This is a genomic window from Desulfoprunum benzoelyticum, assembly GCF_014201505.1.
In the GTDB taxonomy this organism is placed as follows: domain Bacteria; phylum Desulfobacterota; class Desulfobulbia; order Desulfobulbales; family Desulfocapsaceae; genus Desulfoprunum; species Desulfoprunum benzoelyticum.
Genome location: NZ_JACHEO010000027.1, coordinates 17,619 through 39,690, shown reverse-complemented (window position 1 = coordinate 39,690; position 22,072 = coordinate 17,619). Strand labels below are relative to the sequence as shown.

General features: G+C 55.9%; 23 protein-coding genes, 1 tRNA gene and 1 pseudogene. 6 read left to right on the top strand and 19 right to left on the bottom strand.

The features are described 5' to 3' along the window. Positions 1 to 401 precede the first annotated feature (401 nt). The 14 genes and pseudogenes from HNQ81_RS15935 to HNQ81_RS15870 form a co-directional block, all read right to left on the bottom strand. Positions 402 to 1,533: pseudogene (locus HNQ81_RS15935) on the bottom strand (IS630 family transposase). A gap of 108 nt (positions 1,534 to 1,641) precedes the next feature. Beyond that, positions 1,642 to 3,054, bottom strand: a complete 1,413-nt coding sequence (locus tag HNQ81_RS15930) for an NADH-quinone oxidoreductase subunit N (protein ID WP_183352303.1) — start codon at positions 3,052 to 3,054, stop codon at positions 1,642 to 1,644. 38 nt (positions 3,055 to 3,092) lie between these two features. After that, positions 3,093 to 4,607: an NADH-quinone oxidoreductase subunit M gene (locus HNQ81_RS15925; RefSeq protein ID WP_183352302.1), complete on the bottom strand. Its 1,515-nt coding sequence runs from the start codon at positions 4,605 to 4,607 to the stop codon at positions 3,093 to 3,095. A gap of 26 nt (positions 4,608 to 4,633) precedes the next feature. Continuing rightward, positions 4,634 to 6,424, bottom strand: a complete 1,791-nt coding sequence (locus tag HNQ81_RS15920) for a Na(+)/H(+) antiporter subunit D (protein ID WP_183352301.1) — start codon at positions 6,422 to 6,424, stop codon at positions 4,634 to 4,636. Beyond that, the gene (locus HNQ81_RS15915; RefSeq protein WP_183352300.1) at positions 6,414 to 6,668 is read right to left on the bottom strand and encodes a hypothetical protein; all 255 of its coding nucleotides are present in this window, start codon (positions 6,666 to 6,668) and stop codon (positions 6,414 to 6,416) included. The genes HNQ81_RS15920 and HNQ81_RS15915 overlap by 11 nt, the downstream gene beginning before the upstream one ends. Continuing rightward, on the bottom strand, positions 6,665 to 8,149 hold the full coding sequence (locus HNQ81_RS15910; RefSeq protein WP_205240340.1) for a monovalent cation/H+ antiporter subunit D family protein: 1,485 nt from the start codon (positions 8,147 to 8,149) through the stop codon (positions 6,665 to 6,667). Before HNQ81_RS15910 ends, HNQ81_RS15915 begins: the two co-directional genes overlap by 4 nt. A 17-nt stretch (positions 8,150 to 8,166) precedes the next feature. Next, positions 8,167 to 8,493: an NADH-quinone oxidoreductase subunit NuoK gene (nuoK, locus tag HNQ81_RS15905; RefSeq protein ID WP_183352299.1), complete on the bottom strand. Its 327-nt coding sequence runs from the start codon at positions 8,491 to 8,493 to the stop codon at positions 8,167 to 8,169. After that, positions 8,493 to 9,017: an NADH-quinone oxidoreductase subunit J family protein gene (locus tag HNQ81_RS15900; protein WP_183352298.1), complete on the bottom strand. Its 525-nt coding sequence runs from the start codon at positions 9,015 to 9,017 to the stop codon at positions 8,493 to 8,495. The genes nuoK and HNQ81_RS15900 overlap by 1 nt, the downstream gene beginning before the upstream one ends. Next, a complete protein-coding gene (locus HNQ81_RS15895; protein WP_240191813.1) occupies positions 9,014 to 9,331 on the bottom strand; it encodes a 4Fe-4S dicluster domain-containing protein in 318 nt (105 codons plus the stop codon). Before HNQ81_RS15895 ends, HNQ81_RS15900 begins: the two co-directional genes overlap by 4 nt. Positions 9,332 to 9,456: 125 nt before the next feature. Then, complete coding sequence (gene nuoH / locus HNQ81_RS15890) at positions 9,457 to 10,452, bottom strand: NADH-quinone oxidoreductase subunit NuoH (RefSeq protein ID WP_183352296.1); 996 nt, start codon at positions 10,450 to 10,452, stop codon at positions 9,457 to 9,459. 10 nt (positions 10,453 to 10,462) lie between these two features. Continuing rightward, complete coding sequence (locus tag HNQ81_RS15885; RefSeq protein ID WP_183352295.1) at positions 10,463 to 11,581, bottom strand: NADH-quinone oxidoreductase subunit D; 1,119 nt, start codon at positions 11,579 to 11,581, stop codon at positions 10,463 to 10,465. Then, entirely contained in the window at positions 11,578 to 12,084 is a 507-nt protein-coding gene (locus tag HNQ81_RS15880) for an NADH-quinone oxidoreductase subunit C (RefSeq protein ID WP_183352294.1), read from the bottom strand. The genes HNQ81_RS15885 and HNQ81_RS15880 overlap by 4 nt, the downstream gene beginning before the upstream one ends. A gap of 46 nt (positions 12,085 to 12,130) precedes the next feature. Beyond that, positions 12,131 to 12,628, bottom strand: coding sequence for an NADH-quinone oxidoreductase subunit NuoB (locus HNQ81_RS15875; protein ID WP_183352293.1), 498 nt, complete (start codon positions 12,626 to 12,628; stop codon positions 12,131 to 12,133). After that, positions 12,598 to 13,017, bottom strand: coding sequence for an NADH-quinone oxidoreductase subunit A (locus HNQ81_RS15870; protein ID WP_183352292.1), 420 nt, complete (start codon positions 13,015 to 13,017; stop codon positions 12,598 to 12,600). The genes HNQ81_RS15875 and HNQ81_RS15870 overlap by 31 nt, the downstream gene beginning before the upstream one ends. Before the next feature lie 318 nt (positions 13,018 to 13,335). On the opposite strand from HNQ81_RS15870, the gene HNQ81_RS15865 reads away from it, so the two are divergent. Continuing rightward, positions 13,336 to 14,322, top strand: coding sequence for a LysR substrate-binding domain-containing protein (locus HNQ81_RS15865; RefSeq protein ID WP_183352291.1), 987 nt, complete (start codon positions 13,336 to 13,338; stop codon positions 14,320 to 14,322). Between the two features lie 24 nt (positions 14,323 to 14,346). On the opposite strand, the gene truA is transcribed toward HNQ81_RS15865, so the two are convergent. The 5 genes from truA to HNQ81_RS15840 all read right to left on the bottom strand — a co-directional run bounded on the left by truA (position 14,347) and on the right by HNQ81_RS15840 (position 17,371). Then, complete coding sequence (gene truA / locus HNQ81_RS15860) at positions 14,347 to 15,111, bottom strand: tRNA pseudouridine(38-40) synthase TruA (RefSeq protein WP_183352290.1); 765 nt, start codon at positions 15,109 to 15,111, stop codon at positions 14,347 to 14,349. Positions 15,112 to 15,140: 29 nt separating this feature from the next. Continuing rightward, positions 15,141 to 16,181 carry an N-acetyl-gamma-glutamyl-phosphate reductase gene (gene argC / locus HNQ81_RS15855; protein ID WP_183352289.1) on the bottom strand — a complete coding sequence of 347 codons (1,041 nt, stop codon included), beginning with the start codon at positions 16,179 to 16,181 and terminating at the stop codon, positions 15,141 to 15,143. A 212-nt stretch (positions 16,182 to 16,393) separates the two neighbouring features. After that, on the bottom strand, positions 16,394 to 16,786 hold the full coding sequence (gene rpsI, locus HNQ81_RS15850) for a 30S ribosomal protein S9 (RefSeq protein ID WP_183352288.1): 393 nt from the start codon (positions 16,784 to 16,786) through the stop codon (positions 16,394 to 16,396). A 16-nt stretch (positions 16,787 to 16,802) separates the two neighbouring features. After that, complete coding sequence (gene rplM, locus HNQ81_RS15845; RefSeq protein ID WP_183352287.1) at positions 16,803 to 17,231, bottom strand: 50S ribosomal protein L13; 429 nt, start codon at positions 17,229 to 17,231, stop codon at positions 16,803 to 16,805. Positions 17,232 to 17,296: 65 nt separating this feature from the next. Beyond that, positions 17,297 to 17,371 (bottom strand) — tRNA-Gly (locus HNQ81_RS15840). Between the two features lie 266 nt (positions 17,372 to 17,637). Here HNQ81_RS15840 and hisB point away from each other — a divergent pair. From hisB to asnS, 5 genes are all read left to right on the top strand, one after another. Continuing rightward, entirely contained in the window at positions 17,638 to 18,237 is a 600-nt protein-coding gene (gene hisB / locus HNQ81_RS15835) for an imidazoleglycerol-phosphate dehydratase HisB (protein WP_183352286.1), read from the top strand. Between the two features lie 55 nt (positions 18,238 to 18,292). Continuing rightward, a complete protein-coding gene (locus HNQ81_RS15830) occupies positions 18,293 to 18,940 on the top strand; it encodes a hypothetical protein (RefSeq protein ID WP_183352285.1) in 648 nt (215 codons plus the stop codon). A 98-nt stretch (positions 18,941 to 19,038) separates the two neighbouring features. After that, positions 19,039 to 19,767 carry a tRNA lysidine(34) synthetase gene (locus tag HNQ81_RS15825; RefSeq protein ID WP_183352284.1) on the top strand — a complete coding sequence of 243 codons (729 nt, stop codon included), beginning with the start codon at positions 19,039 to 19,041 and terminating at the stop codon, positions 19,765 to 19,767. Then, a complete protein-coding gene (locus HNQ81_RS15820; RefSeq protein WP_183352283.1) occupies positions 19,764 to 20,666 on the top strand; it encodes a damage-control phosphatase ARMT1 family protein in 903 nt (300 codons plus the stop codon). Before HNQ81_RS15825 ends, HNQ81_RS15820 begins: the two co-directional genes overlap by 4 nt. A gap of 6 nt (positions 20,667 to 20,672) precedes the next feature. Further along, complete coding sequence (asnS, locus tag HNQ81_RS15815) at positions 20,673 to 22,040, top strand: asparagine--tRNA ligase (protein WP_183352282.1); 1,368 nt, start codon at positions 20,673 to 20,675, stop codon at positions 22,038 to 22,040. Positions 22,041 to 22,072: the final 32 nt, after the last annotated feature.

Below are 22,072 nucleotides of genomic sequence, written 5' to 3'. Positions count from 1 at the left end.
GACGCCAAACACACGAGAGAGGAGCCCAGTGCGTTAGGAGCGCACGCTGGGATCTGCGCGGGGGGTGCAGGGTGACCTGCATTCCTACCGCGACCGCTGTAATTGATCAGGATTGTTCAGGGTTACTTATCACTCGAGTCGGCAAACTTTACCTGAGGTGGGAAAACTCTATTGAATTGCACGGCAATGTCCTCACTCATGTCGTAAGGACTGAATAGTTTTGCGAGAAATTTCAGGATAGACCTGACAACAATACTAACATAAATGTAGAGCAGCCATGTATTCATCCTGGATGAATATCCACGCTCGATCCTGATCAAAACACGAAAAAAACCTTGACCAGGAATTCAGATTTCGAGAGACCAGTGAGACCGCTCCTGCCTCCTAGTACCATGTAACAATTATAGCTTCGGATAAAGGCGTTTCAGCTTTATGCGTGCATCAGCTGTCGTGAATTGCCAATCAATTTTTGGTGTCGCGTTGTTTCGTGCATGCTGCCAGTTTGCAACCTCGACCTGCATGGTGTCCATGTCAGCTAATCGGCGATCAAGGCATTGGCCTTTCAAAACACTGAGTTCAATTTCCGCCATGTTGAGCCAACTCCCGTGCTTCGGTGTGTAATGGATTTCAAGACGTTCGGCCAACCTTCTCGCCTCATGGGCCGCAAATGTCTTATAGAGCGACGCCACACGACGGGTATTCAGGCTATCCATCACCAGCCGAATTTGATCGCCGCGGGGTAACGCTCATCAAGAATCTGTTTGATCTGCTTTGCCCAATCCTGTCTGGTGCGGCGCTCCGTCACCGCCACATGTCGTCTACCGGCCAGCGGTTCAACTTCCATGAATATTTCTGCTACGCCGTTTCGGACATACTCGTCATCAATTCTCGCCACATGCCCAGGTTTACCTGGAATTGGCTGACGAACTTCTCCGATCAGCTACTTGCAGGATTCATCCATGCATACGACCGGATAATCCGGGTCATAGGGCAGATGAAACACCTCCAGCACATCTTCCATCGCCGCTACAAAGGCCGAACTCCCTTGTGGCGGGATTTTCCAGTACTTCCGGAGATGAGGTTTATATGCGTTTTTTTTAGTACCCGTTGCACCGTCATGTGGGAAACAGACGGTGCAAAGTCGAGTTCTACGGCTTTGTCGGCCAGCAATCGAACCGTCCATCGGCGATGTCCCGACGGTGCTTCGGAGCAGGCCAGGGCGATTAATCGGGCCTCGAAGGCCCCGTCAAAAATGACTTCACGGGGCGGTTTTTCTCTTGGCTTACGAACCAGCGCAGCCTCCAGGCCCTCTTCGACAAAGCGTTTTTTTAAGTGCTCAACGGTCCGACTGGTAATACCGAGGGCAGCGGCGACATCAGCAACCTTCCAGCCGGGCCCATTTTCTCCGGCATCGCACAGCAACAACGCTCGGGCATGGATAAATTTTTTCGCCGGGGTCTTACCGTTTCGGGTTAAAGCCTCAAGCTCAGTACGTTCCTCGTCAGTCAGCGTTACTCGATATCGTGGGGACATGGCAGCCTCCTGGTGGATGATACCGCCATTATACACGATCCGAGACAATAACGAATTATTAAATGTTACATGGTACTAGAGTGATGCTGCGTTGACCAGCTGTTGTCCTCAGAGGATTGTTTTTATGGCAGATTCTGCCAGAGCGACAAACCAGGATGGGGCAACTCCCATGACTATTATTACTGTAACAAGAATAAGGGAGAGCGAGTTTGCCAGGAAACCGGTCTGTACGTTTCCCAGGCCATTGCTGTCGGAACAGAAGGTCATGCGGACAACGGACAGATAATAGTAGATGGCAATAGCCGTATTGATGGCAGCAAGTGTCACAAGCAGGAGATGATCTTCACGCAGGGCGCCCAGCAAGAGCATGAATTTCCCGGTAAAACCGACAAAGGGTGGAATCCCGGCGAGAGAAAAGAGCGCTACCGTCAACGTGAGGGCGAGGATCGGCGCACGTTTGTGAAGTCCGCTCAAGTCTGATATTCCGAGATTTTCCCCTTTGGCTGCAACCTGGCAGATAACCAGGAAACAGGCCAGATTCATCAGGGCATATCCGACGATGTAGTACACGGCGCTGGCATAACCGGTCAGTTTGAATGTCAATAGACCGAGAAGAATGAATCCGGCATGGGCGATGCCGGAAAATCCGAGCATGCGCTTGAGATCTTTTTGCACCAGCGCCGAGAGATTGCCGTAGAACATCGAGAGAATGGAACAGACCATGAGCAGGTTGAGGACCATTTCCCCCTGATGACTGGCCAAGGATGTCAAACGAATAAGCAGGGCAACGGCCGCCATTTTTGGCACGGCGGCGATAAACGCGGTCGTTTCGTTGGCAGCTCCCTCGTACACATCAGGTACCCAGAAGTGAAACGGAAAAATGGCGAGTTTGTAGAAAAAGCCGGAAAGAATCATGAGCATGGCGACAACTGCAGCTGGACGATTTGCCAGGATCGGCAACTGTTCTGCGATTCCATCAAGGCTGGTTGTGCCGGTCAGACCGAAGATATAACTCATGCCGAACAGCATGAAACCGGTGGCCATAACGCCGAACAGCAGGTATTTAATCCCCGCCTCCATCTGAAAAAAGATGCCGGTGGCGGTGGTTCGCATCGGCACCATGATATAGACGGCAAACGACGACAGTTCCAGGGCGATGAAGATGGCCAGCAGTTCGACGCTGGAAACCAGCATCACCAGGCCAAGATTGGAAACAAGGAGAAAAAGGTAATATTCAGGGCGTGAATCCTGCTTGATCCCTTTAAGGCCGTTGCCGAAAAGGAAAACGACAAGGGTGGCCGCCGCTATCAATATTTTGAAAATCTGTGAGAATAAATCAACCCGATAGGCCCCGTAGAACAGATTTCCTGTCTGGTTGACACAGAGCACGCATGTAAACAGTATGACGGCTGCGACAGCACTTGCACAGTTCTTGATTGTCGCCTCGCTTGGCTGTCCGAGAGTCAGCAGGAAGAAGAGTAGTCCGGCGCCGAGAATCGTCAATTCAGGAAGAAAGAGCATCGTGGTACCTTGGATGGTCGTTGTATGTTAGTCAGCGATCAGTACATGCCAGCTGCGGTGATCGCCTGCTGGTAACCATGGAACTGATCAAGGAGATTGACGACACTGCTGTGCATCATGGCGAGAAACGGCTGTGGGCCTAGACCAATCCAGAAGACGAAGAAGAGGAATGGCGCCAGCGTTATTATTTCTCTGCTGTTCAAATCGGTTAACCAGGATTGATCAGGGTTGTTCGTCCCCCCCCAGATGATCTTCTGCAACATCCGCAACATGTATGCGGCGGCCAGCACGGCGCCCGGGATGGCTGCCAGAGCAAGGGGCACATCGTGCCTGAAGGCTCCAGCCAGGATCATGAATTCACCGACAAAGCTGTTTGTCCCCGGAAAGGCGAGAGACGAGAGGGAGAAAATACCGATAAGGGTGACAAAAACCGGCATATACTGGCCTATGCCGGTGGCGGAACTGAGCTCGCGGCTGTGTGTCCGTTCATAGATCATGCCAACGCAAAGGAAGAGGGCACCAGTAGTGATGCCGTGGTTGATCATCTGCAGGATGGCCCCTTCGATCCCGTCAATGTTGAGGACGAATATCCCCAAGGTTACGAATCCCATGTGGCCGACCGAGGAATAGGCGATCAGTTTCTTCATGTCCTGCTGGGCCAAGGCCGTCAATCCACCGTAGATGATACCGGCAATGGAAAGCCACAGTACATAGGGCATGAGGGTTGTGGTGGCCTCCGGCGTGATCGGCAGGGCGAAGCGGAGAAAACCATAGGTCCCCATTTTCAACAGAATGCTGGCGAGGATGACCGATCCGGCTGTTGGTGCCTCAACATGAGCGGCCGGCAACCACGTATGGAAGGGAAACATCGGCACTTTGATGGCAAAGGCCAGGAAAAAAGCGATGAAGAGCAGGATCTGGGCGGTGAACGGGTAGTCTTTCCACATCATGTCCGGAATGAAGAAACTGTAGCCGTTTGCCGTGTACAGCCAGATGATCGCGACAAGGAGGAGAATCGACCCTGCCAGGGTGTAAAGGAAGAATTTGATCGAAGCATATATCTTGCGTGGTCCACCCCATATTCCGATGAGAAAATACATCGGGATGAGCATGGCCTCCCACAGGATATAGAACAGGACAAAATCGAGGGCGACGAAGACCCCGATCATCGCCGTTTCCATAATCAGCATGCAGATCATGAACGCCGGTACCCGATCCTTGATATACGTCCATGAGGCCAGGACGCAGAAGGGCATGATCAGCGTGGTCAGCAGAATCAGCAGGATTGAAATACCGTCAACGCCGATAACATAGGTGATATTGAGCGACTCGATCCAGGGATGGTGCTCAGCAAACTGGAAGGCAGCGGTGTCCCGGTCAAATTTAGGCAACAACGTCAACGAAAGCAGGGCGACAATGCTGGTGACGGCAAGGGTCCAATAGCGGGCAAAGTGTGGGTCGCGGACCACGAACAGTAGCAGCGAGCCCGCCAAGGGGAGGAAAATCAGGGTGCTGAGAAGGGGAAAACCCTGGTTAAGCAGTAATTGATCCATTGCCAACGATCCTTGATGTCAGAGAGTTATAACCAGACATAGGCTGCCAGAAAAAGAGCCACAAAGGTGATTGCATAATAAAGGGTCATCTGGATCTGCCCCTTCTGCAGCAGAACACTTATCCTGCCGCCCAGGCCCTGGACGAAACGTGCCGTCCCGTCGACGACGCCATCGATGCCATTCCAGTCGAACCAGGCCGAGAAACGGGCGATTGTCATCAGTGACACGAGACCGACAACCCTATAAGCGGCGCCCCAGGCAGTGTCGAGCCATTGCAGCGGTTTCTCCGCCAACCAGAGAAAGCCTCGTCCGGCCATGCGATAGAACCAGTCAAGATCGAGGCTGATAGCTGCCCTGGCGGCGAGCCTGCCTTTGAGGAAATAGAATGCCAATGCAGTGAAGGCAAGAATTTGCAGTGTTTCCGCCATATGGGGAATCGTGTATGGGTGAAAGGCAACATCAGCATGCGGCAGCATCGAGTAGAGGAAGGGGAGATAGGACCCAATCAGCAGACAGAAAAATGCGGCGATCCACATGGCTAGTCGCATATTCCATACAGGGTCGGCGGCCTTTTCCCAGGTTGCAGGGGTACAGCGTGATGCACCGAAAAAGATCAGATAAGGCAGCCGCAGTCCGGCAACGAGAAAGGTTCCGGCCGAGACGGCGGTCAGCAGAAACGCCGCCCAGTACAGATGGGATTCGAAACTGGCGGTGATAATCATCGACTTGCTGACAAAACCGGAGAAGAATGGAAAGGCTGATACCGAGATTCCTCCCACCACCATAAACAGCAAGGTCAGAGGCATTTTACGGTAGAGGCCTCCCAGTTCCGTCAGTTTGGATTGGCCGGTGCAGTGGATAATCGCCCCGGCCCCCATGAAAAGAAGTCCTTTGTACAGGATGTGAGCAAAGGCATGGGCGCAGGTCCCGTTAATCGCCAAGGCGGTGCCGATGCCGACGCCGGCGACCATATAGCCTACCTGGCTGACGATTTCCCAGCCGAGAAGCCGGCGAATGTCGTTTTCGAGGATGGCGTAGATGATACCGTAGATAGCCATCACCACACCGAGGACGATAAGGATGTCGAAGCCGGCGAAGGCGCGGGCCAAAGTATAGATGGCAGTCTTCGTGGTGAAGGCACACATGAAGACCGCGCCGGTGATCGAGGCCTTGCTGTAGGCATCGGGAAGCCAGGAGTGCAGCGGCGGTACGGCGGCGTTGAGCATCAGGCCGATCATGATCAACCAGGTGTAAAGCTGGGTGTTGTGCTCATCGAGCAGGCTGAAGCTGAGGTCCCCGGTCGCCTGGTAGCGAAGGACAAAGCCGAAGAGCAGCATGACTCCGCCGAAGGTGTGGACGAGGAGGTAGCGGTAGCCGGCGGCCAGAGCATCCTTGTCGGTGTTGAACCAGATCAGAAAAGTCGAAGCGAAGGCCATCATCTCCCAGAACAGGAAGAGCACCAGATAGTCGCCGCTGTAGATTACCCCCAGGGAACCAGCGACGTAGAACCAGGCGGCGATATGCTGCCACTCATCCTCCACGTGCAGGCCGTAGATCGTGCCGATGATGGCCATCAGGGCCATGATGAAGGCAAAGATCGTCGAGAGGTTGTCGATTCTACCGAAGACCAGCGTCCATCGATCCATGAAGGTGATGACACCATACGTCCCGGGGAACTGGTTGAGATAGAGGACGTCGCAAAAGGCCAGGATAGGGACGAGGCATAGATACGGTTTACGGAACGGTCCGCGGATGAAGGGGAGGAGGAGGGCTCCGGCAATCATGATCAATGCCGGATGGATGAAGCTACCGGTCATAGTAATCCTCCCTGGTCTGGATGCCGCATTTACCGAGCCAACCGGCGATAAAGATCAACACGGAAGCGGCAAGAAACCCGAAAATGGCCCAGAAGCCGGGGATATGCTGCTCCACCCAGGTATGGGCATGGTGGGTATCGACCGCTGCCAGACTCCAGATGACAATGGCCGCGGCAGCGACCAGAGAGAGTACCCGCACGGTCCTGGGCCACTGTTTGAGCCAATCGATGAATCTGACTATCATCCTGTCACCGCCTTGACGAAGTTCATCATGAATTGAGGAAAGATACCGATGAGAACCGAAATGAAGCAGGCGATCAGTATCGGTATGAGCATGGACAACGGCGCCTCGCGGATGCCGATATAGCCCTCACCGGCGGGGGGTTTATTGAAAAAGGCCTTGAAGGTCACAGGGGCAAAGTACGCGGCGTTGAGCATGGTGCTGGCGATCAGGATCAGGAGAATACCGATTTGATGGGCTTCCATCGAGCCGACGAGCAGATTCCACTTGGTGATGAAGCCGCCCACCGGCGGGGCGCCGATCATCGACAGCGAGGCGATGGCAAACGCGCCGAAGGTGAACGGCATGGTCTTGCCCAGCCCTTCCATTTCGGAGATATTTTTCTTGTGGGTGGCGACATAGATGGCGCCGGCACAGAAGAACAGGGTGATCTTGGAGAAGGCATGGTTGACGATATGGATCAGTCCGCCTTCGATCCCGGATGGGGTCAGCAGGGCGACACCCATGATGATGTAGGACAGTTGGCTGACTGTAGAATAAGCCAGGCGGGCCTTGAGGTTATCCTTTGATAGGGCGATAATTGACGCCATGATCACGGTAAAGCCGACAAAATAGGCGGTGGGAATGCCGAGGTTGAGGGCATCCATGGTGTCGACGCCGAAGATATACAGCATGACCCGGGTGGTACAGAACACGCCGACCTTGACGACGGCCACGGCATGGAGCAGGGCCGAGACCGGGGTCGGGGCGACCATCGCTCCCGGCAGCCAGTGGTGGAAGGGCATAATGCCGTTCTTGGCAAAACCGAAGAGACAGAAGACATAGAGCATCGTCACCAGCACCTTGTTGACACCGTCGGGAAAGATCCCGGTCGAGATGTTGGCGGCGAAGTCGAGGGTGCCGGTCAGGACATAGATCAGGATCATCGCCGGCAGCAGGAAGAATTTGGCGGTCGCCGTCAGGTACACGATGTATTTGCGTGCCCCCTTGTACCCCTCATCATCCTGATGGTGGGCAACCAGCGGGTAGGTGCAGATCGAAACGATCTCGTAGAAGAGATACATTGTCAGTAGATTGTCGGAAAAGGCCACCCCGATAGCGCCGAAGATCGCGAGAGCAAAACAGGCATTGAAACGGGTTTGGGCGTGCTCCTTGAGTCCCCGCATGTACCCCATCGAGTAGTAGACAGCGATGGTCCACAGCGATGAGGCGACGAGAGCGAAGATCATCGACATCGCATCGGCCCGGAGGGTGATGGTCAGACCCGGCAGGATGGTGAACAGGTGCAAAACAAGGATCTTGCCCTTCAGAACCGAAGGAATCAGCGAACAGACGACGCCGAGCAGCAGGATCGAAGCTACCGACGAAATCCCCTCCCGGACGTTTTCATCATTCCCTCGGAACATCACCGCGAGCGCACCGGCCAGTGGAATGAGCAGGGCGACAAGGAGCGATGGGGAACTGACGACTGTATGCATGTCCATATACGATAGTTCCTTATCTAGCCTTTGAGGTGTGCGGCATCAGCCGTTTCGATCGATTTGAGATGACGATAGAAGGCGACGACGATACTGAGTCCGATGGCGGCCTCGGCCGCGGCGATTGCCATGATGAACAGGGTGAATATCTGCCCCAGTGCCGGATCCGGGGCGGTGAACCGGTTGAAGGCCATGAAGTTGATCGAGGCCCCGGCGAGAAGCAGTTCGGCGGCGATCAGCATGCCGATCAGGGTTCGACGGGTGATGAGGCCATAGACGCCCATGCCGAATAACAGGGCGGCAATGACAAGATAGACGGTCAATTGATCGTACAATGTCAGCAGCGGCATTACTCCTCCCTCCCGCCCCGGGCGATGACGAGGGCTCCAAGGATTGCAAGCAGCAATACGATGGAAATAAGTTCGAATACCATCGAATGATTGGTCAGCAATTGGATCCCGATGGTCTTGACGGAACCGTCATTGATCTTTGTCACACTTGTCCATTCGGTTTTGAGGGCGAGAGAAACGAGGCCGGAGATCAGCAGCAGAGTAGAGATCAGGCCGATGGGACCGGAGAGGGGACTGGTTGGACCGGTCCGCATTTTTTCTTCCGGGGCAGCCAGCATGATGGCAAAAGAGATGGCTACAGCCACGGCGCCGATGTAGATGAGAATGTGCATCATGGCAATAAAGGGAGAGTTGAGGAAAAAATATATTCCCGCTACTCCCACGAAGCAGACGACAAGGCCGATGACGGCCCGGACAAGCCGTTCGGCGTTGCAGGCGACGATTCCGCCGACCACGGTGACGATGAGATTGAAGAGAAAGAGCAGGCCGACAAGCCCGTCCGCACTGAACAGGGTCTTCATCATTGTTTGCTTTCCTCCAGTCGCTTGAGGAGATCGAAGTGAAAATCCTCTTTTCTGGTGCTGGCCAGGTTGTATTCCTTGGAAAAACGTATCGCCCCGAAATTGCACGAGTCGACACAGGAGCCGCAGAGTGAACATGTGGTAAAATCGAGTCTATATGAGGTCAAAACCTTCTTCTTGCTGCCCTCGGGTTTTTCGCCGCCGATGGAGATGCAATTGGATGGGCAGGCCTTCTCGCACATGCCGCAGACGACACAGAGGGGCTGGCCTTCCTCGCCTGGAATCAGTTCGATGTGGCCCCGGTATCTGGCCGTCATTTTGATACTTTGGTGAGGATAATGGATGGTTATTTTCGGTTTGAAGAATTCCTGGAATGTGATGCCCAGTCCAATGAAAAGACTCCAGAGCCCGGAAAAGATGTCATTAAAATATCTGAACATGGCTAGAACACCTTCAAGAGGCCTGCGGTCAGCAGCAGGTTGAAGAGGGAGATCGGGATCAGAACCTTCCAGGACAGGTTGAGCAAGCTGTAGATGGTCGTCCGGGGAAAGGTCCAGCGAATCCAGATGAAAGTGAAGATAAGGATATAAATCTTCACGATAAACCACCACACCCCGGGGAAAAGACCGAAGGGGCAGTCCCATCCGCCGAGAAAGAGGATGGTGGTAAGGCAGGCGCCGATGACGATATTGGCGTATTCGCCCATGAAGAACAGGCCGAAGCCCATGCTCGAATACTCGGTGTGGTAGCCGGCGACCAGTTCGCTTTCAGCCTCGCCGAGATCAAAGGGGGCACGGTTGGTCTCGGCCAGTGAGCAGATGAAGAAGATCAGAAAGGAGGCCGGCATGAGGATGTTGAACAGGCCCTTCTGGAAGGGCCAGATGTTCCAGTGCCAGAATCCGCCGCTCTGTTTGTGGACGATCTCCATCAGATCGAGCGAGCCGGCGATCATGACGACCGTGATGGCCGTGATCAGCATCGGAATTTCGTAGGCCACGGCCTGCGAGACGGCACGGACAGAGGAGATCATCGAATACTTGTTGCGCGAACTCCAGCCGCCCATCAAGATCGCCATCGCGCTCATCGAGCCGAAGACGAAGATCATCAGCAGACCGATGTTGATGTTGTGGGCGACAATGGTGTCGCTGAACGGAATCGTGACAAAGCTGACGATACTCGGGAACATCGCCAGGACCGGAGCGATGACGAAGATGATCTTGTCGACCCCGCCGGGAATGAGGAGCTGCTTGGTCATCAGTTTGATGCCGTCGACCGGTGGCTGCAACAGGCCCCACGGGCCGTTTTCGGTCGGACCGGGCCGGCGCTGAATGAAGCCCGCTCCCTTGCGCTCGGCCCAGACCAGGTAGGCGGCGTTGGCGGCGACAAAGGCGATGGCGATGATGACGGCGGCCAGGACGTTGATCAATGTGAGTGACATAGAGTTCCCCTTATCTGTCCATCTCCGGGATGACCAGATCGAGACTGCCCATGAAGGCGAGGGCGTCGGCGATCAGCATGCCGCGGCAGGCCTCGTCGAAAAGGTGCATGTTGGAGTAGGTCGGTGATCGTAACTTGAGGCGATACGGGCTCTTGTCGCCATTGCTGACGATGCGGATGCCGAAACTGCCCCGGCCTGCCTCGACAGCGGTGTAATAATCGCCGGGCGGGAGTTTGATGGTCTTGGGTTTCTTCTCTGGATTGATAGGCCCGTCAGGCAGTTTATCGAGCCCCTGCTCGATGATGCGCAGTGACTGTTCCATCTCCTCCATCCGGACCTTGTAGCGGGCGTAGGAATCGCCTTCGTTGTAGACCGGAATATCGAAATCGAATTCAGGGTAGACGGAATACGGCTCATTGCGGCGGACGTCGTAATTGATTCCCGAACCACGAGCGACCGGTCCGGTGGCGCCGTAGCGCTGGCACATCTCGGCGGAGACCGGACCGATACCCATCAGCCGCTTCATCAGGATGACATTGGTGGTCACCAACTTGTGGTACATCTTCAAGGACTTGCGCATCCGTTTGACGAAACGCCGGGTGCCTTCGATGAAGTCGTCGTCAACGTCGTTGTAGAGGCCACCGAAGCGGAAATAGCAATAGGTCAGGCGCGAACCGGTGACTGCCTCGAGCAGGTCGAGGATCTGCTCGCGGTCGTCAAAGGCGTACATGAGCGGAGAGAAGCCGCCGAGATCCATGACAAAGGCCCCGAACCAGACGAGATGCGAGGAGATCCGGTTCATCTCGACGGTAATGGCCCTGATGTACTCGGCCCGTTCCGGCACCTCGACCGCTGCCGCTTTTTCCACGGCCAGGACGTAGCCATGGCAGTAGGCCATGGCGGAGAGATAGTCGAGGCGGCTGAGATTGGGCAGGTACTGGGGGTAGGTCCGGTTTTCGGCCATCTTCTCATGCATCCGGTGGATATAGCCGATGACGGTCTCCGCATTGTAAATATACTCGCCGTCCATGGTCATCTTGACTCGGAGCACTCCATGGGTGGCCGGGTGCTGCGGCCCTACGTTGAGGATGAAGGTCTCATCCGGCTGCAGGACAATTGGCTCGCTCATGCTTTGAAATCCTTTAGGAGTGGGTGAAAGTCGGCATCTTCGGGGAGAAGGAGGGGAATAAGGTGGGGATGTCCCTCAAAGACGATACCGAAAAAATCATGGGTCTCCCTCTCGTGCCAGCTCGCCCCGCTGTATATCCCGGTGATCGTCGGCAGGATCGGATTGGCGCGGGGGGTACGGGTACGGACAACGATGCGGCAGAGATCGAAATCGTAGCGGCAGAAATCGTATGTGGCCTCCAACTGCCCGTCCTTGATCCAGTCGACACCGGTGATGGACTCGATGAAAAAGCCATGATCAAAAAGAATGCCGACTGCGGTCAGGAGTTGCTCCGGTGACAGTCTCACATCCAGATGATACCCTCGTTTGGCGTAGTTGCAGTCGAACACTCCGATCTCCGCCTCAGCTGCTTCAGGCTTCTCCGCCTCATGTTCAGCAACGGCAGGTTTCGCGGCAGTTGGAAAAAGGCCTCTCAATTTGTCTTTGACGGTCTCGATTATCATTGGTCCTTCCGATCAGGGATGTCAGCTTGACTGATACTTGCGGGGGTTATTCGGCAACGACCTTCGGCCACCTCCGCCAGCCGGTGATCTTATACTCGAGTTCGATGATCCCCTCGATCAGGGCTTCGGGACGGGGCGGACAGCCGGGGATGTAGATATCGACCGGCAGGAACTTATCCGCTCCCTCGATAATATTGTACTGTCCTTCAAAGACGAACGGACCTCCCGAAATCGCACAATTTCCCAAGGCGATGACCCATTTCGGTTCCGGCATCTGGTCATAGAGCGTCTTGATCCCCGGAGCCATTTTCTTGTTGACGGTTCCGGCGACGATCATCACGTCGCTTTGACGCGGCGAGGGACGGAAAACTTCGGCGCCGAAACGGGCCAGGTCGAAGCGGGCGCAGCCGGTGGCCATCATCTCGATGGCGCAGCAGGCGATACCGAAGGTGAGCGGCCAGAGCGAGTTGGCTCGTCCGAGGTTGATGAGTTTATCAGCAGAGGCGAAATGAATTAACGATGCAGGTATGTTTTCCGTTCCCACTTAAATACTCCCTTGATCCAGGCATAAATGACGGCCAATGACAGAATGGCGACGAAAAGAAGGATCTCGACAAAGTCTCGGTAGACGAACATCGGATCATTGTATGCAAGGGCCACGGGAAAGAGGAACAGGACATCGACATCGAAGGCGAGGAAGATCAGGGCATAAAGGTAGAAGACCACACCGTAGCGGATCCAGCTGTCGCCGATGGGGTCCATGCCGCATTCGATCGGTTGGAGGGTTTTGTTTCTGATACTCCTGGTGCCGAGTGGCATGAAGAGATAAACGATAGCAATCGGACCAAGGGCGAAAACGAATCCGCCCAGAGTGAAAGCCGCGATCCAAATGACACTGTCGCGATAGAGAAATTCAGTGAACTGAGGTTCCATGTCTACTCCATTCGCTTGAAGGTATTTTCTTATACCAATCAAAACTGGATTTGGATAGATAAAATATGTTCAATAATGATGATATAAAAAAATTAAAAAATAGATTGATCGTGGCACTATATATCTCCTGTTCTGAACATGCAGCAAGAAAGTTCTTTGGAAGGAAAAGTTTTCTGAAATGCGATTGGTATCGTCCGGTCCTCTCAACCTTGATATATCAAAAAAACTTGTGAAATGCAGGATACATGCTATGATGCTGCGGTGTAGCGCAGGCCGTGAGATATTTGTGATCGGAAAATCTGAAGAGTGGAATATAGTATGTCTATAACGCTGAGACAACTTGAGATTTTTATCGCGGTTGCCGAGACTGCCCAGGTGACCAAGGCGAGCAAAAAGCTTTTTGTTACCCAGTCCGCGGTCAGCATGGCCCTGGCCGAGTTGGAGAACCAGCTTGGCGGCTCTCTCTTCGACCGGCACGGCAGAAGCCTGCTTCTGAACGCCCGCGGTCGCTATCTTTTGCCGCTTGCCAAGGATATCACCTGTCAGGTCAGCAACATCGAGACTATCATGTCCGAACGCAACGATACGCTCGAAGGGCATATCGACATTGTCGCCAGCACCACTCTCGGTAATTACATCCTTCCCTATCTTGTCGGGGCATTTCGCAGAGTCCATCCCCGCGTTTACATCAACCTGCTTGTCTTCAACACGGGGTACGCCGAAAAACTGATCCTTGACGGCAAGATGGATATTGGCTTTGTTGAGGGGCCTCTGTCAAAAAATAAGGAATTACGAGTGCATCCATGGTTTCAGGATGAGCTGGTGATACTGGTCGGCGCCAACGATCCACTCGCCCATAACGATGTCTTCGATGTCAAGCGGGACATCAAGGACCGGAAATGGATTCTGCGCGAAAAGGGGTCGGGAACGGATGCCATTTTCCGGGAAAAGATGAAGGAGTACTTCCAGGATATCAGCGTGGTCATGGAGATGGGGCATCCCGAGGCTATCAAGCGGGCGGTCGAGGCCGGAGCCGGTATCGCCTGTCTGTCGGCCCTCTGTATCTGCCGCGAAGTGGAAAATGGCTGGATCAAAAGCCTGCAGGTGGAGGGGATCGATATGAAGCGTCAACTGCAGATCATCTCCCGCGCTGACAAGGAGATCAGCGACGCCCACGCCGAGTTCCTCGATTTCTGTGACGTGATGTCGACCTGCAACGACGAAAGCGTCTGTCTGTCCTCGCCGTGGAAGCTGCAGTCAATGCTTGCCCGGCATTCTTCCCAGAAGAAGCAGGATTCGGTATAAGCAAGTTCCCTTTAGCGTTTCAATTCAATAAAAAACCTTTTTCAACGTAAGCCCGTGAGCCGGGGCGGTTGGGCCGGCTGCGGTTCTGTCCTTTGCCAGCAAAATCCGTTCGAAGCTGTCCACCGATTGCTTTCCTCTGCCGACTTCAAGCAGTGTTCCCACCAGATTGCGAACCATCTGACGGAGAAATCCATTGCCGGTAAAAGAGAACAGATGCTCATTGTCGTTCGTTTGCTCCAGACCGGCGGCGAAAAGGGTCCGGGTAGAGCCTTGTCCTTCGGTCAGGCTCTTGTCACGGGAACCTGTATTTTCAAAAGAAGCGAAATCATGTGTTCCCGTCAGAAGGGTCAGGCACGCCTGTATCGCCTGAAAATCGATTGCGGCAGGATAATGCAGACAGAAGTGGCGCTGTTGCGGCATCAGCACCGTTCCGGTGAAGAGTCGATAGATGTATTGCTTGCCAGTGGCGGCAAAGCGTGCATGAAAATCCGGTTGGACTTCGTCGACGCACAGAATACGGATCGCCGGCGGCAGCATGGAGTTCAGGCCTTGAAAAAAAGCGGGACAGGGGATCTCGGCGGCGGTGTGAAAATTTGCGACCATCCCGTCGGCGTGAACGCCGGCATCGGTTCTGCCGGCGCCATGGAGAGACACCGGTTCCCCTGTCATCCTGAATAATCTGCTTTCGATTTCGCCCTGGATCGTAATGCCATGTTTTTGTCGTTGCCAACCGCTGTAGCCGGTGCCGTCAAAAGCGATGAGCAGCCTGATGTTTCGCGTGGTTTTCACAGATGCTGGACGGGATCGTTGATGAAAACTCAGGGGAAGAGGGGGACAACCTCGAGGCCCTTCGTTTCGTCGAAGCCGCACATGATGTTCATGTTCTGGACGGCCTGACCGGCAGCGCCTTTGACGATATTGTCGATGGCGGAAAGGACGATGATCCGGCCGGTTCTCCGGTCGATGGTAAAGCCGATGTCGCAGAAATTCGATCCCCGCACGTATTGCGTCGCCGGCAGGTTGCCGGGAGGGAGGACCCTCACGAAGGGTTCGTCGGCGTACATGGTCTGATAGAGTTGGTGGATCGCGTCCTCGGTCTGGTCGGACTGCAGTCGGGCATAGATGGTGCTGAGGATGCCGCGGGAGAGAGGCAGGAGATGCGGGGTGAAGGAAATCCTGATATCACGGCCGCCAAGCAGGCTCAGTTCCTGTTCGATTTCCGGGGTATGGCGGTGGGTGCCGCCGACCTTGTAGGCGCGAAAACCATCGGTCACTTCACAGAACAGGCTGCCGATCTGGGCCGAGCGTCCCGCTCCCGAAGTCCCGGATTTGGAGTCGGCAATGATCGTCTCCGGATCGATAATTCCGGCCTTGAGCAGAGGGGCGAGACCGAGGATGATCGATGTCGGGTAGCATCCCGGGTTGGCGACAAGGCTGCTGCCGGCGATATCATCGCGATAGAGCTCGGGGAGGCCGTAGACAGCCTCGCTGAGGAATTGAGCCGAGGAGTGCGGCTGGTACCATTGCTCGTAGACGGTCTGGTCCCTGAGCCGGAAATCGGCGGAGAGATCGACGACCTTCTTTCCTGCCCGGCGCAGGTGCGGTACGAGGTCCATTGCCGTCTTGTGTGGGACTGCGGCGAAATAAAAGTCGGCGCTGTCGCACAGGCGATCGATGTCTGGATTCTCGCAGAGGAGATCAACCTTTGTGCGGAGGTTTGGGAACACCTGGGAAAGCGGTTGACCTTCGAATTGTCTTGAAGTCACCAGTGTCAGGCGCACTTCCGGATGATTGCTGAGCAGGCGGGCGAGTTCAACGCCGGTGTAGCCCGAAGCTCCGATGATTGCAATATTGAGCATGGCGGAATCCTGTGCTGAGTTGATGGCGATAGCGGCTGTCCGACGCTGGGAAATGGACGGTCTACATTCTCTGTCTGATGAGAAATAAACTCCAAACGGTGGAAACGACAAGAGGGAATAACAGGCGTGCTGTTATTCCCTCTCTCGATTGCGGTGAACTTCGAATGCCAGTCGGTACGTTGACCGCCGGATACGCCTGTTCCTGAAGTCGATTAACGTTTGGAGAACTGGAATTTGGCCCGAGCCGCCTTCTGTCCGTACTTTTTACGCTCCTTGACCCTCGGATCGCGGGTGAGGAGGCCGGAACGCTTCAGCGGGATCCTGTTCTCGGAATCGACATCGAGCAGAGCCTTGGATATCCCATGGGCCAACGCCTCGACCTGGGCCGACTTGCCACCACCCCTGAGGGTGGCCATGACATCATATTTGTCTGCGGTGTCGGTGACCTGGAACGGTTTCTCGATCTTCGGGGTCTTGAACGTCCCGCCGAAGTAGGTCTCGGCATCGAGCTGATTGACGATCACCTTGCCGGTCCCGGGGGTAAGCCATACCCTGGCGACAGCAGTCTTTCTCTTGCCGGTGGCGTAAAAACGATCTAAAGCCATGTTCTATTCTCCAGGATTAAATATCTAGTGCGGCCGGCTGCTGAGCGGCGTGGGGATGTGTCGACCCGGCATATACCTTCAGTTTCTTCAGCTGCGCCGCCCCCAGTTTGTTTTTCGGGAGCATGCCTTTCACGGCATGAATGAGCAGGTCTGTCGGATGCTTGGCCATCAGTTCCTTGGCGCTGGTCTCCTTGAGCCCTCCCATATAGCCGGTGTGGCGATAGTATTTTTTGTCATCCCATTTGTTGCCGGTCAGCTTGATTTTGTCCGCGTTCGTGACGATGACGAAATCACCGTTGTCGATAAAGTCGGAAAAAGTTGGCTTGTGTTTGCCACGGAGTCGAACGGCGATTTCCGATGCCAGGCGACCCAGCACCTTATTCTCGGCATCGACCAGATACCATTTTTTTTCGATCTCGTTGACCGGAGCAAGGTAGGTTTTCATCGTGATCCTCAACATGCGATTAATAAAAAAAGGCTCGAACCAAGTCGAACCTTTTCTTGTTTACCTGGAGCGGGAAACGAGATTCGAACTCGCGACTTCAACCTTGGCAAGGTTGCACTCTACCACTGAGTTATTCCCGCTTTTTGTTTTTGTCAAAACAGGTCCCCTATTTACTTAATCGCCGGTAGGGTGTCAATAAAAAAAAAGACGGTCATGCGGTGAATGACTTTTTTATCGATCCCGGCGGTGAAAAATAGAGATGGATTCAAGACAATGGGGTAATATAACCAGTCGAAATATACCAGATCATGGAGTGAAATGAAATGCCAAACGCACTTCGTGACTTTCGGCGACGAGGCGGGGCGCTATCAGCGGTGGACAGGGTACTATTCAACGGATACAGGATATGGATCAGCAGGGGACTCGAACGTCGACGATCGAACGGAAGACAGGGGAGACGGATATACATCTGATTCTCGACCTGGACGGAGAAGGCAAGGCGGCAATCGATACCGGTGTTCCGTTCCTCGATCACATGCTCACCCTCTTCGCCGTGCACGGCTTTTTCGACCTGGCGATATCGGCGAAGGGCGATATCGAAGTCGATGATCATCATACCGTCGAAGATGTCGGCATCTGTCTCGGGCAGGCTTTTGGTCGGGCACTCGGCGGCAAGGGCGGCATCAACCGCTATGGAAGCTGCCATATGCCGATGGACGAGACCCTGGTGCGGGTCGTTGCCGACATATCCAACAGGCCTTTTCTGCAATACAATGTCTCGCTGACCGATCAGAAGATCGGGTCTTTCGATACGGGGCTCGGCAAGGAATTTCTCCGGGCCTTCAGCCTGCATGCCGGTGTCACCCTGCATGTCGACATGCTGCACGGTGAGAATGGGCACCATATCCTTGAGGCGGTCTTCAAGGGACTGGGAAGGACGATGCATGAGGCATGCGCCCTGTCGGAACACGTCAGCGGCGTGCTTTCTTCCAAGGGGTTACTATGAGTTTGGTCAAAGTACGATCGGAACACTACTTGAAAACTCAGCAGAGAGGTCTTGCGTGAAAAACATATCCAACATCCTCACCGTCGTCATGCTGTGCGGACTCCTGTCGTTCCTCTCTTCATGTTCCGGCAGGAGCGTGAGTTCGACTGCCGATACGGAACAAGATATCCGGCCTCTGGACGCTGTCGTCGTTCTTCCGGCCGAGGCTGGCGGAGACGGTGCCGCCGACGGTCAGGGGAACGATAGCGACAGTCTCCGCAAGGGGGCAGGTTTCATCGACCTCACCATCGCCGATATCACCAAAGACTGTCGCAATGTCCGCGTGTTGACGGCCAGCCAGGTTGAATCGCTGATGGATGAAGGTAACAAGGACAACTCCGCCGACGTCATCGGCCATCTCGGCAAAACGCTTCATTGCGATGCGGTGATGGTGACAACCGTTCATCGCTATCGGCAGCGGGTAGGCAGTGACATGGCCATTGAGAGCCCGGCCTCGGCCTCTTTCCAGATCCGGCTGGTCGACGTCAAGACCCGCGCGGTCCTGTGGTCGGCCGATTTTGACGAGACGCAGGAGTCCCTGCTCAGCAATATTCTGAGCTTCAGCAAGGCCCAGAGTCGTGGGTTCAAGTGGGTGACCGTCGAGAATCTTGTCGCCCAGGGACTCAAAGATCGACTTGCCGGATGCCCGTTCCTGAAGCGATAACCAGTCCAGCCCCCGGTTCGAGACGGAAACAACGCCCGTGGCCTGATGCATAACGCCGACGGGCGTTTGCTTTCCAGCACCCAGCAATTCTTTCCCTGATGACCATAGACGCCTGCCTGACATCGCGCCTCAATCGCCGGATCGGCCAGGCAATGCACGATTATTCGATGCTGGTCGACGGCGACCGGGTGCTTGTCGCCGTTTCCGGCGGAGTCGACAGCCTGGTCCTCGCCTGGTTGCTCCGGTTCTGGCAGCACAAGGCGCCGATCCGCTATGTCTTGAAGGCCGTGGTGGTCGAAAACGAGTTATGGCGCCGGCACCCGGAATCGGCCGGGGCGATTGCCAGGATCTGCGGTCAACTCGAGCGCATCGGCATCGAGTATCAGACGGTGCGGGGCTGGAGTCTTGCGGAAGAGCATCGGAACTGCTACCACTGTGCCCGCAACCGGCGGAGCCAGCTCTTCGATCTTGCCCGGCAGGAGGGCTGGTCGAAGATCGCCTTCGGCCATCACAAGGACGATCTGATCGAGACCCTCCTGCTGAACATGATTTGCAGCGGCAACATCTCGACGATGGTGCCGAAGCAGGTGCTGTTCGGCGGCAAGCTGGCGCTGATCCGGCCGATGGCCTATCTCGAGAAGGAGGAGGTGCTGGAGATCGCCGCCCGAATCGGGATCGATGCGGTCGAAAATCTCTGCCCCCTGGCCGGCAATACCCATCGACAGCGGGTGCGGGAACTGCTGGCGCAGTTGTATACGATGGAACCCGGGGCCCGGAACTCGATTTTCGCTGCCATGGCCAATGTCCGTGAGGGATATCTTCTATGAAAACGCATTCTGACTGCCTTTCCTGTTATCTGCGGCAGGCCCTGCAGGTGGCGAAGATCTGTTCCGATCGGGCCGCTGACCATCGGGCGGTGGTCGACGCGATCGATGCTCTGCTCCCCGATATCGACCTGCAGCAGACCCCTCCCGCCAATGCCATCCGGATCTACGGCCGCATCGCCGCGGTTACCGGCTGCCCCGACCCCTATCGGCAGATCAAGAGACAGAGCAATGCCGAGGCCCGGCATCTCCTCCCGCTGATCAGAGAGGAGGTGCGACGTTCGGCCGTTCCTCTGGTCGCGGCGGTTCGTTTTGCCATTGCCGGCAACAGCATCGATTACGGCGCCTTTGCCGCGGTCGACGCCGAGGCTGCTTTTGCCCGCTGCCGTTCGGCGGTGCTGGCAGTCGATCACCTCGACCTGCTCCTCGATCGGATCTGCCGCCTGCAAAACGGCAGTCGGGTACTCTACCTTGCGGATAATTGCGGGGAGATCGTGTATGATCAGCTGGTTCTCGAGTGCCTGCAGGAACGGGGGCTCGACCTGACCGTTGCGGTTCGGGGCGGACCGATCATCAACGACGCTTCGCTCGAGGATGCGCTGGAATGTGGCCTTGACCGCTACGCTCGTCTGATCAGCAGCGGTGTCGCCTGTCCCGGGACGTCGCTTGCCCACTGCTCGGACGAACTGCTGGACCATTTTGATCGGGCGGACCTGGTGATATCGAAGGGGCAGGGCAATTTCGAGACCCTGTCCGAGGTTCATCGCGATATTTTTTTCCTGCTGATGGTCAAATGCCGGGTCGCCGCCTGCCACCTCGCCGACCTGACCGGGATCGATCAGCGGCTGTTGCCCGGGGAGGGGGAAATGGTCGTCTATTATTCACCGCAGCACGAACTCTGAAAAGACATGAGAACGTACACGAAGATACGGCAACTTCTGGCGCGGCAGCCGCTGGGCGAGACGGTCCGGGTGGCCGGATGGGTCCGGACCAGAAGGGATACCGGCGGCTTTTCCTTTATCGAGGTCAACGACGGTTCCTGTCTCGGCAACCTCCAGGTCATCGCCGACAAGAGGCTCGGCAATTACGAGGCCGGGATCAAAAGGCTGACCGCCGGCTGCAGTGTTGAGGTCGAGGGGACAGTCCAGGAATCGCCGGCCCGGGGCCAGGCGGTCGAACTGGTCGCGGCCGAGATCAAGGTTGTCGGCTGGGCCGACCCGGAGACCTACCCGTTGCAGAAGAAGCGGCATTCGTTCGAATTTCTGCGCGAGATCGCCCATCTTCGGCCGCGGACCAACGCCCTTGGCGCCGTCGCCCGGGTCCGGTCGCGGCTGGCCTATGCCGTCCACGCCTTTTTCCAGGAGCGCGGCTTCATCCAGGTCCACACCCCGATCATCACCACCAGCGACTGTGAAGGCGCGGGGGAGATGTTCCAGATCTCGACGGGCCAGCCGTCCGGTGGGCCGGGGACCGATTTTTTCGGCCGCCGGGCCGGCTTGACGGTCAGCGGCCAGCTCCAGGCCGAGGTCTACGCCCTGGCCCTGGGCGATGTCTATACCTTCGGTCCGACTTTTCGGGCCGAGAATTCCAACACCAGCCGGCATCTCGCCGAATTCTGGATGATCGAGCCGGAGATGGCCTTCTGCGATCTTGCCGGCAACCGGCGGATCGCCGAGGAATTGCTCAAATACCTCCTCGACGATATCCTGGCCGCCTGCGCCGAGGATATGGAGCTGTTCGACCGCTTCATCGCCAAGGGACTGGTCGAGCGGCTGCGGAGTGTGGCCGGGCAGGATTTCGCCCATATCACCTATACCGAGGCGGTCGAGGAACTGCAGCACAGCGGCCGGACCTTCGATTTTCCGGTGCGCTGGGGCATCGATCTGCAGTCGGAGCACGAGCGCTACCTGACCGACGAGGTCTACCGCCGACCGCTGGTCGTCACCGATTATCCGGCGGCGATCAAGCCGTTTTATATGAGGATCAACGACGATGGCCGGACCGTGGCGGCGATGGATATCCTGGTGCCGGGCATCGGTGAGATCGTCGGCGGCAGCCAGCGCGAGGAGCGCTACGAGGTCCTGGAGCGGCGGATGCAGGAGGCCGGCATCGACCTCGACGACTACCGCTGGTACCTCGATCTTCGCCGCTACGGCACGGTGCCGCACGCCGGGTTCGGCCTCGGCTTCGAGCGGCTGGTGCAGTTCGTCTCCGGCATGGCCAATATCCGCGAGGTCATCCCCTTCCCGCGGACCCCGGGGTTCGCTCCATGCTGAGGGGGGCGAGGGGAGCGATGCCTGACCGGCAA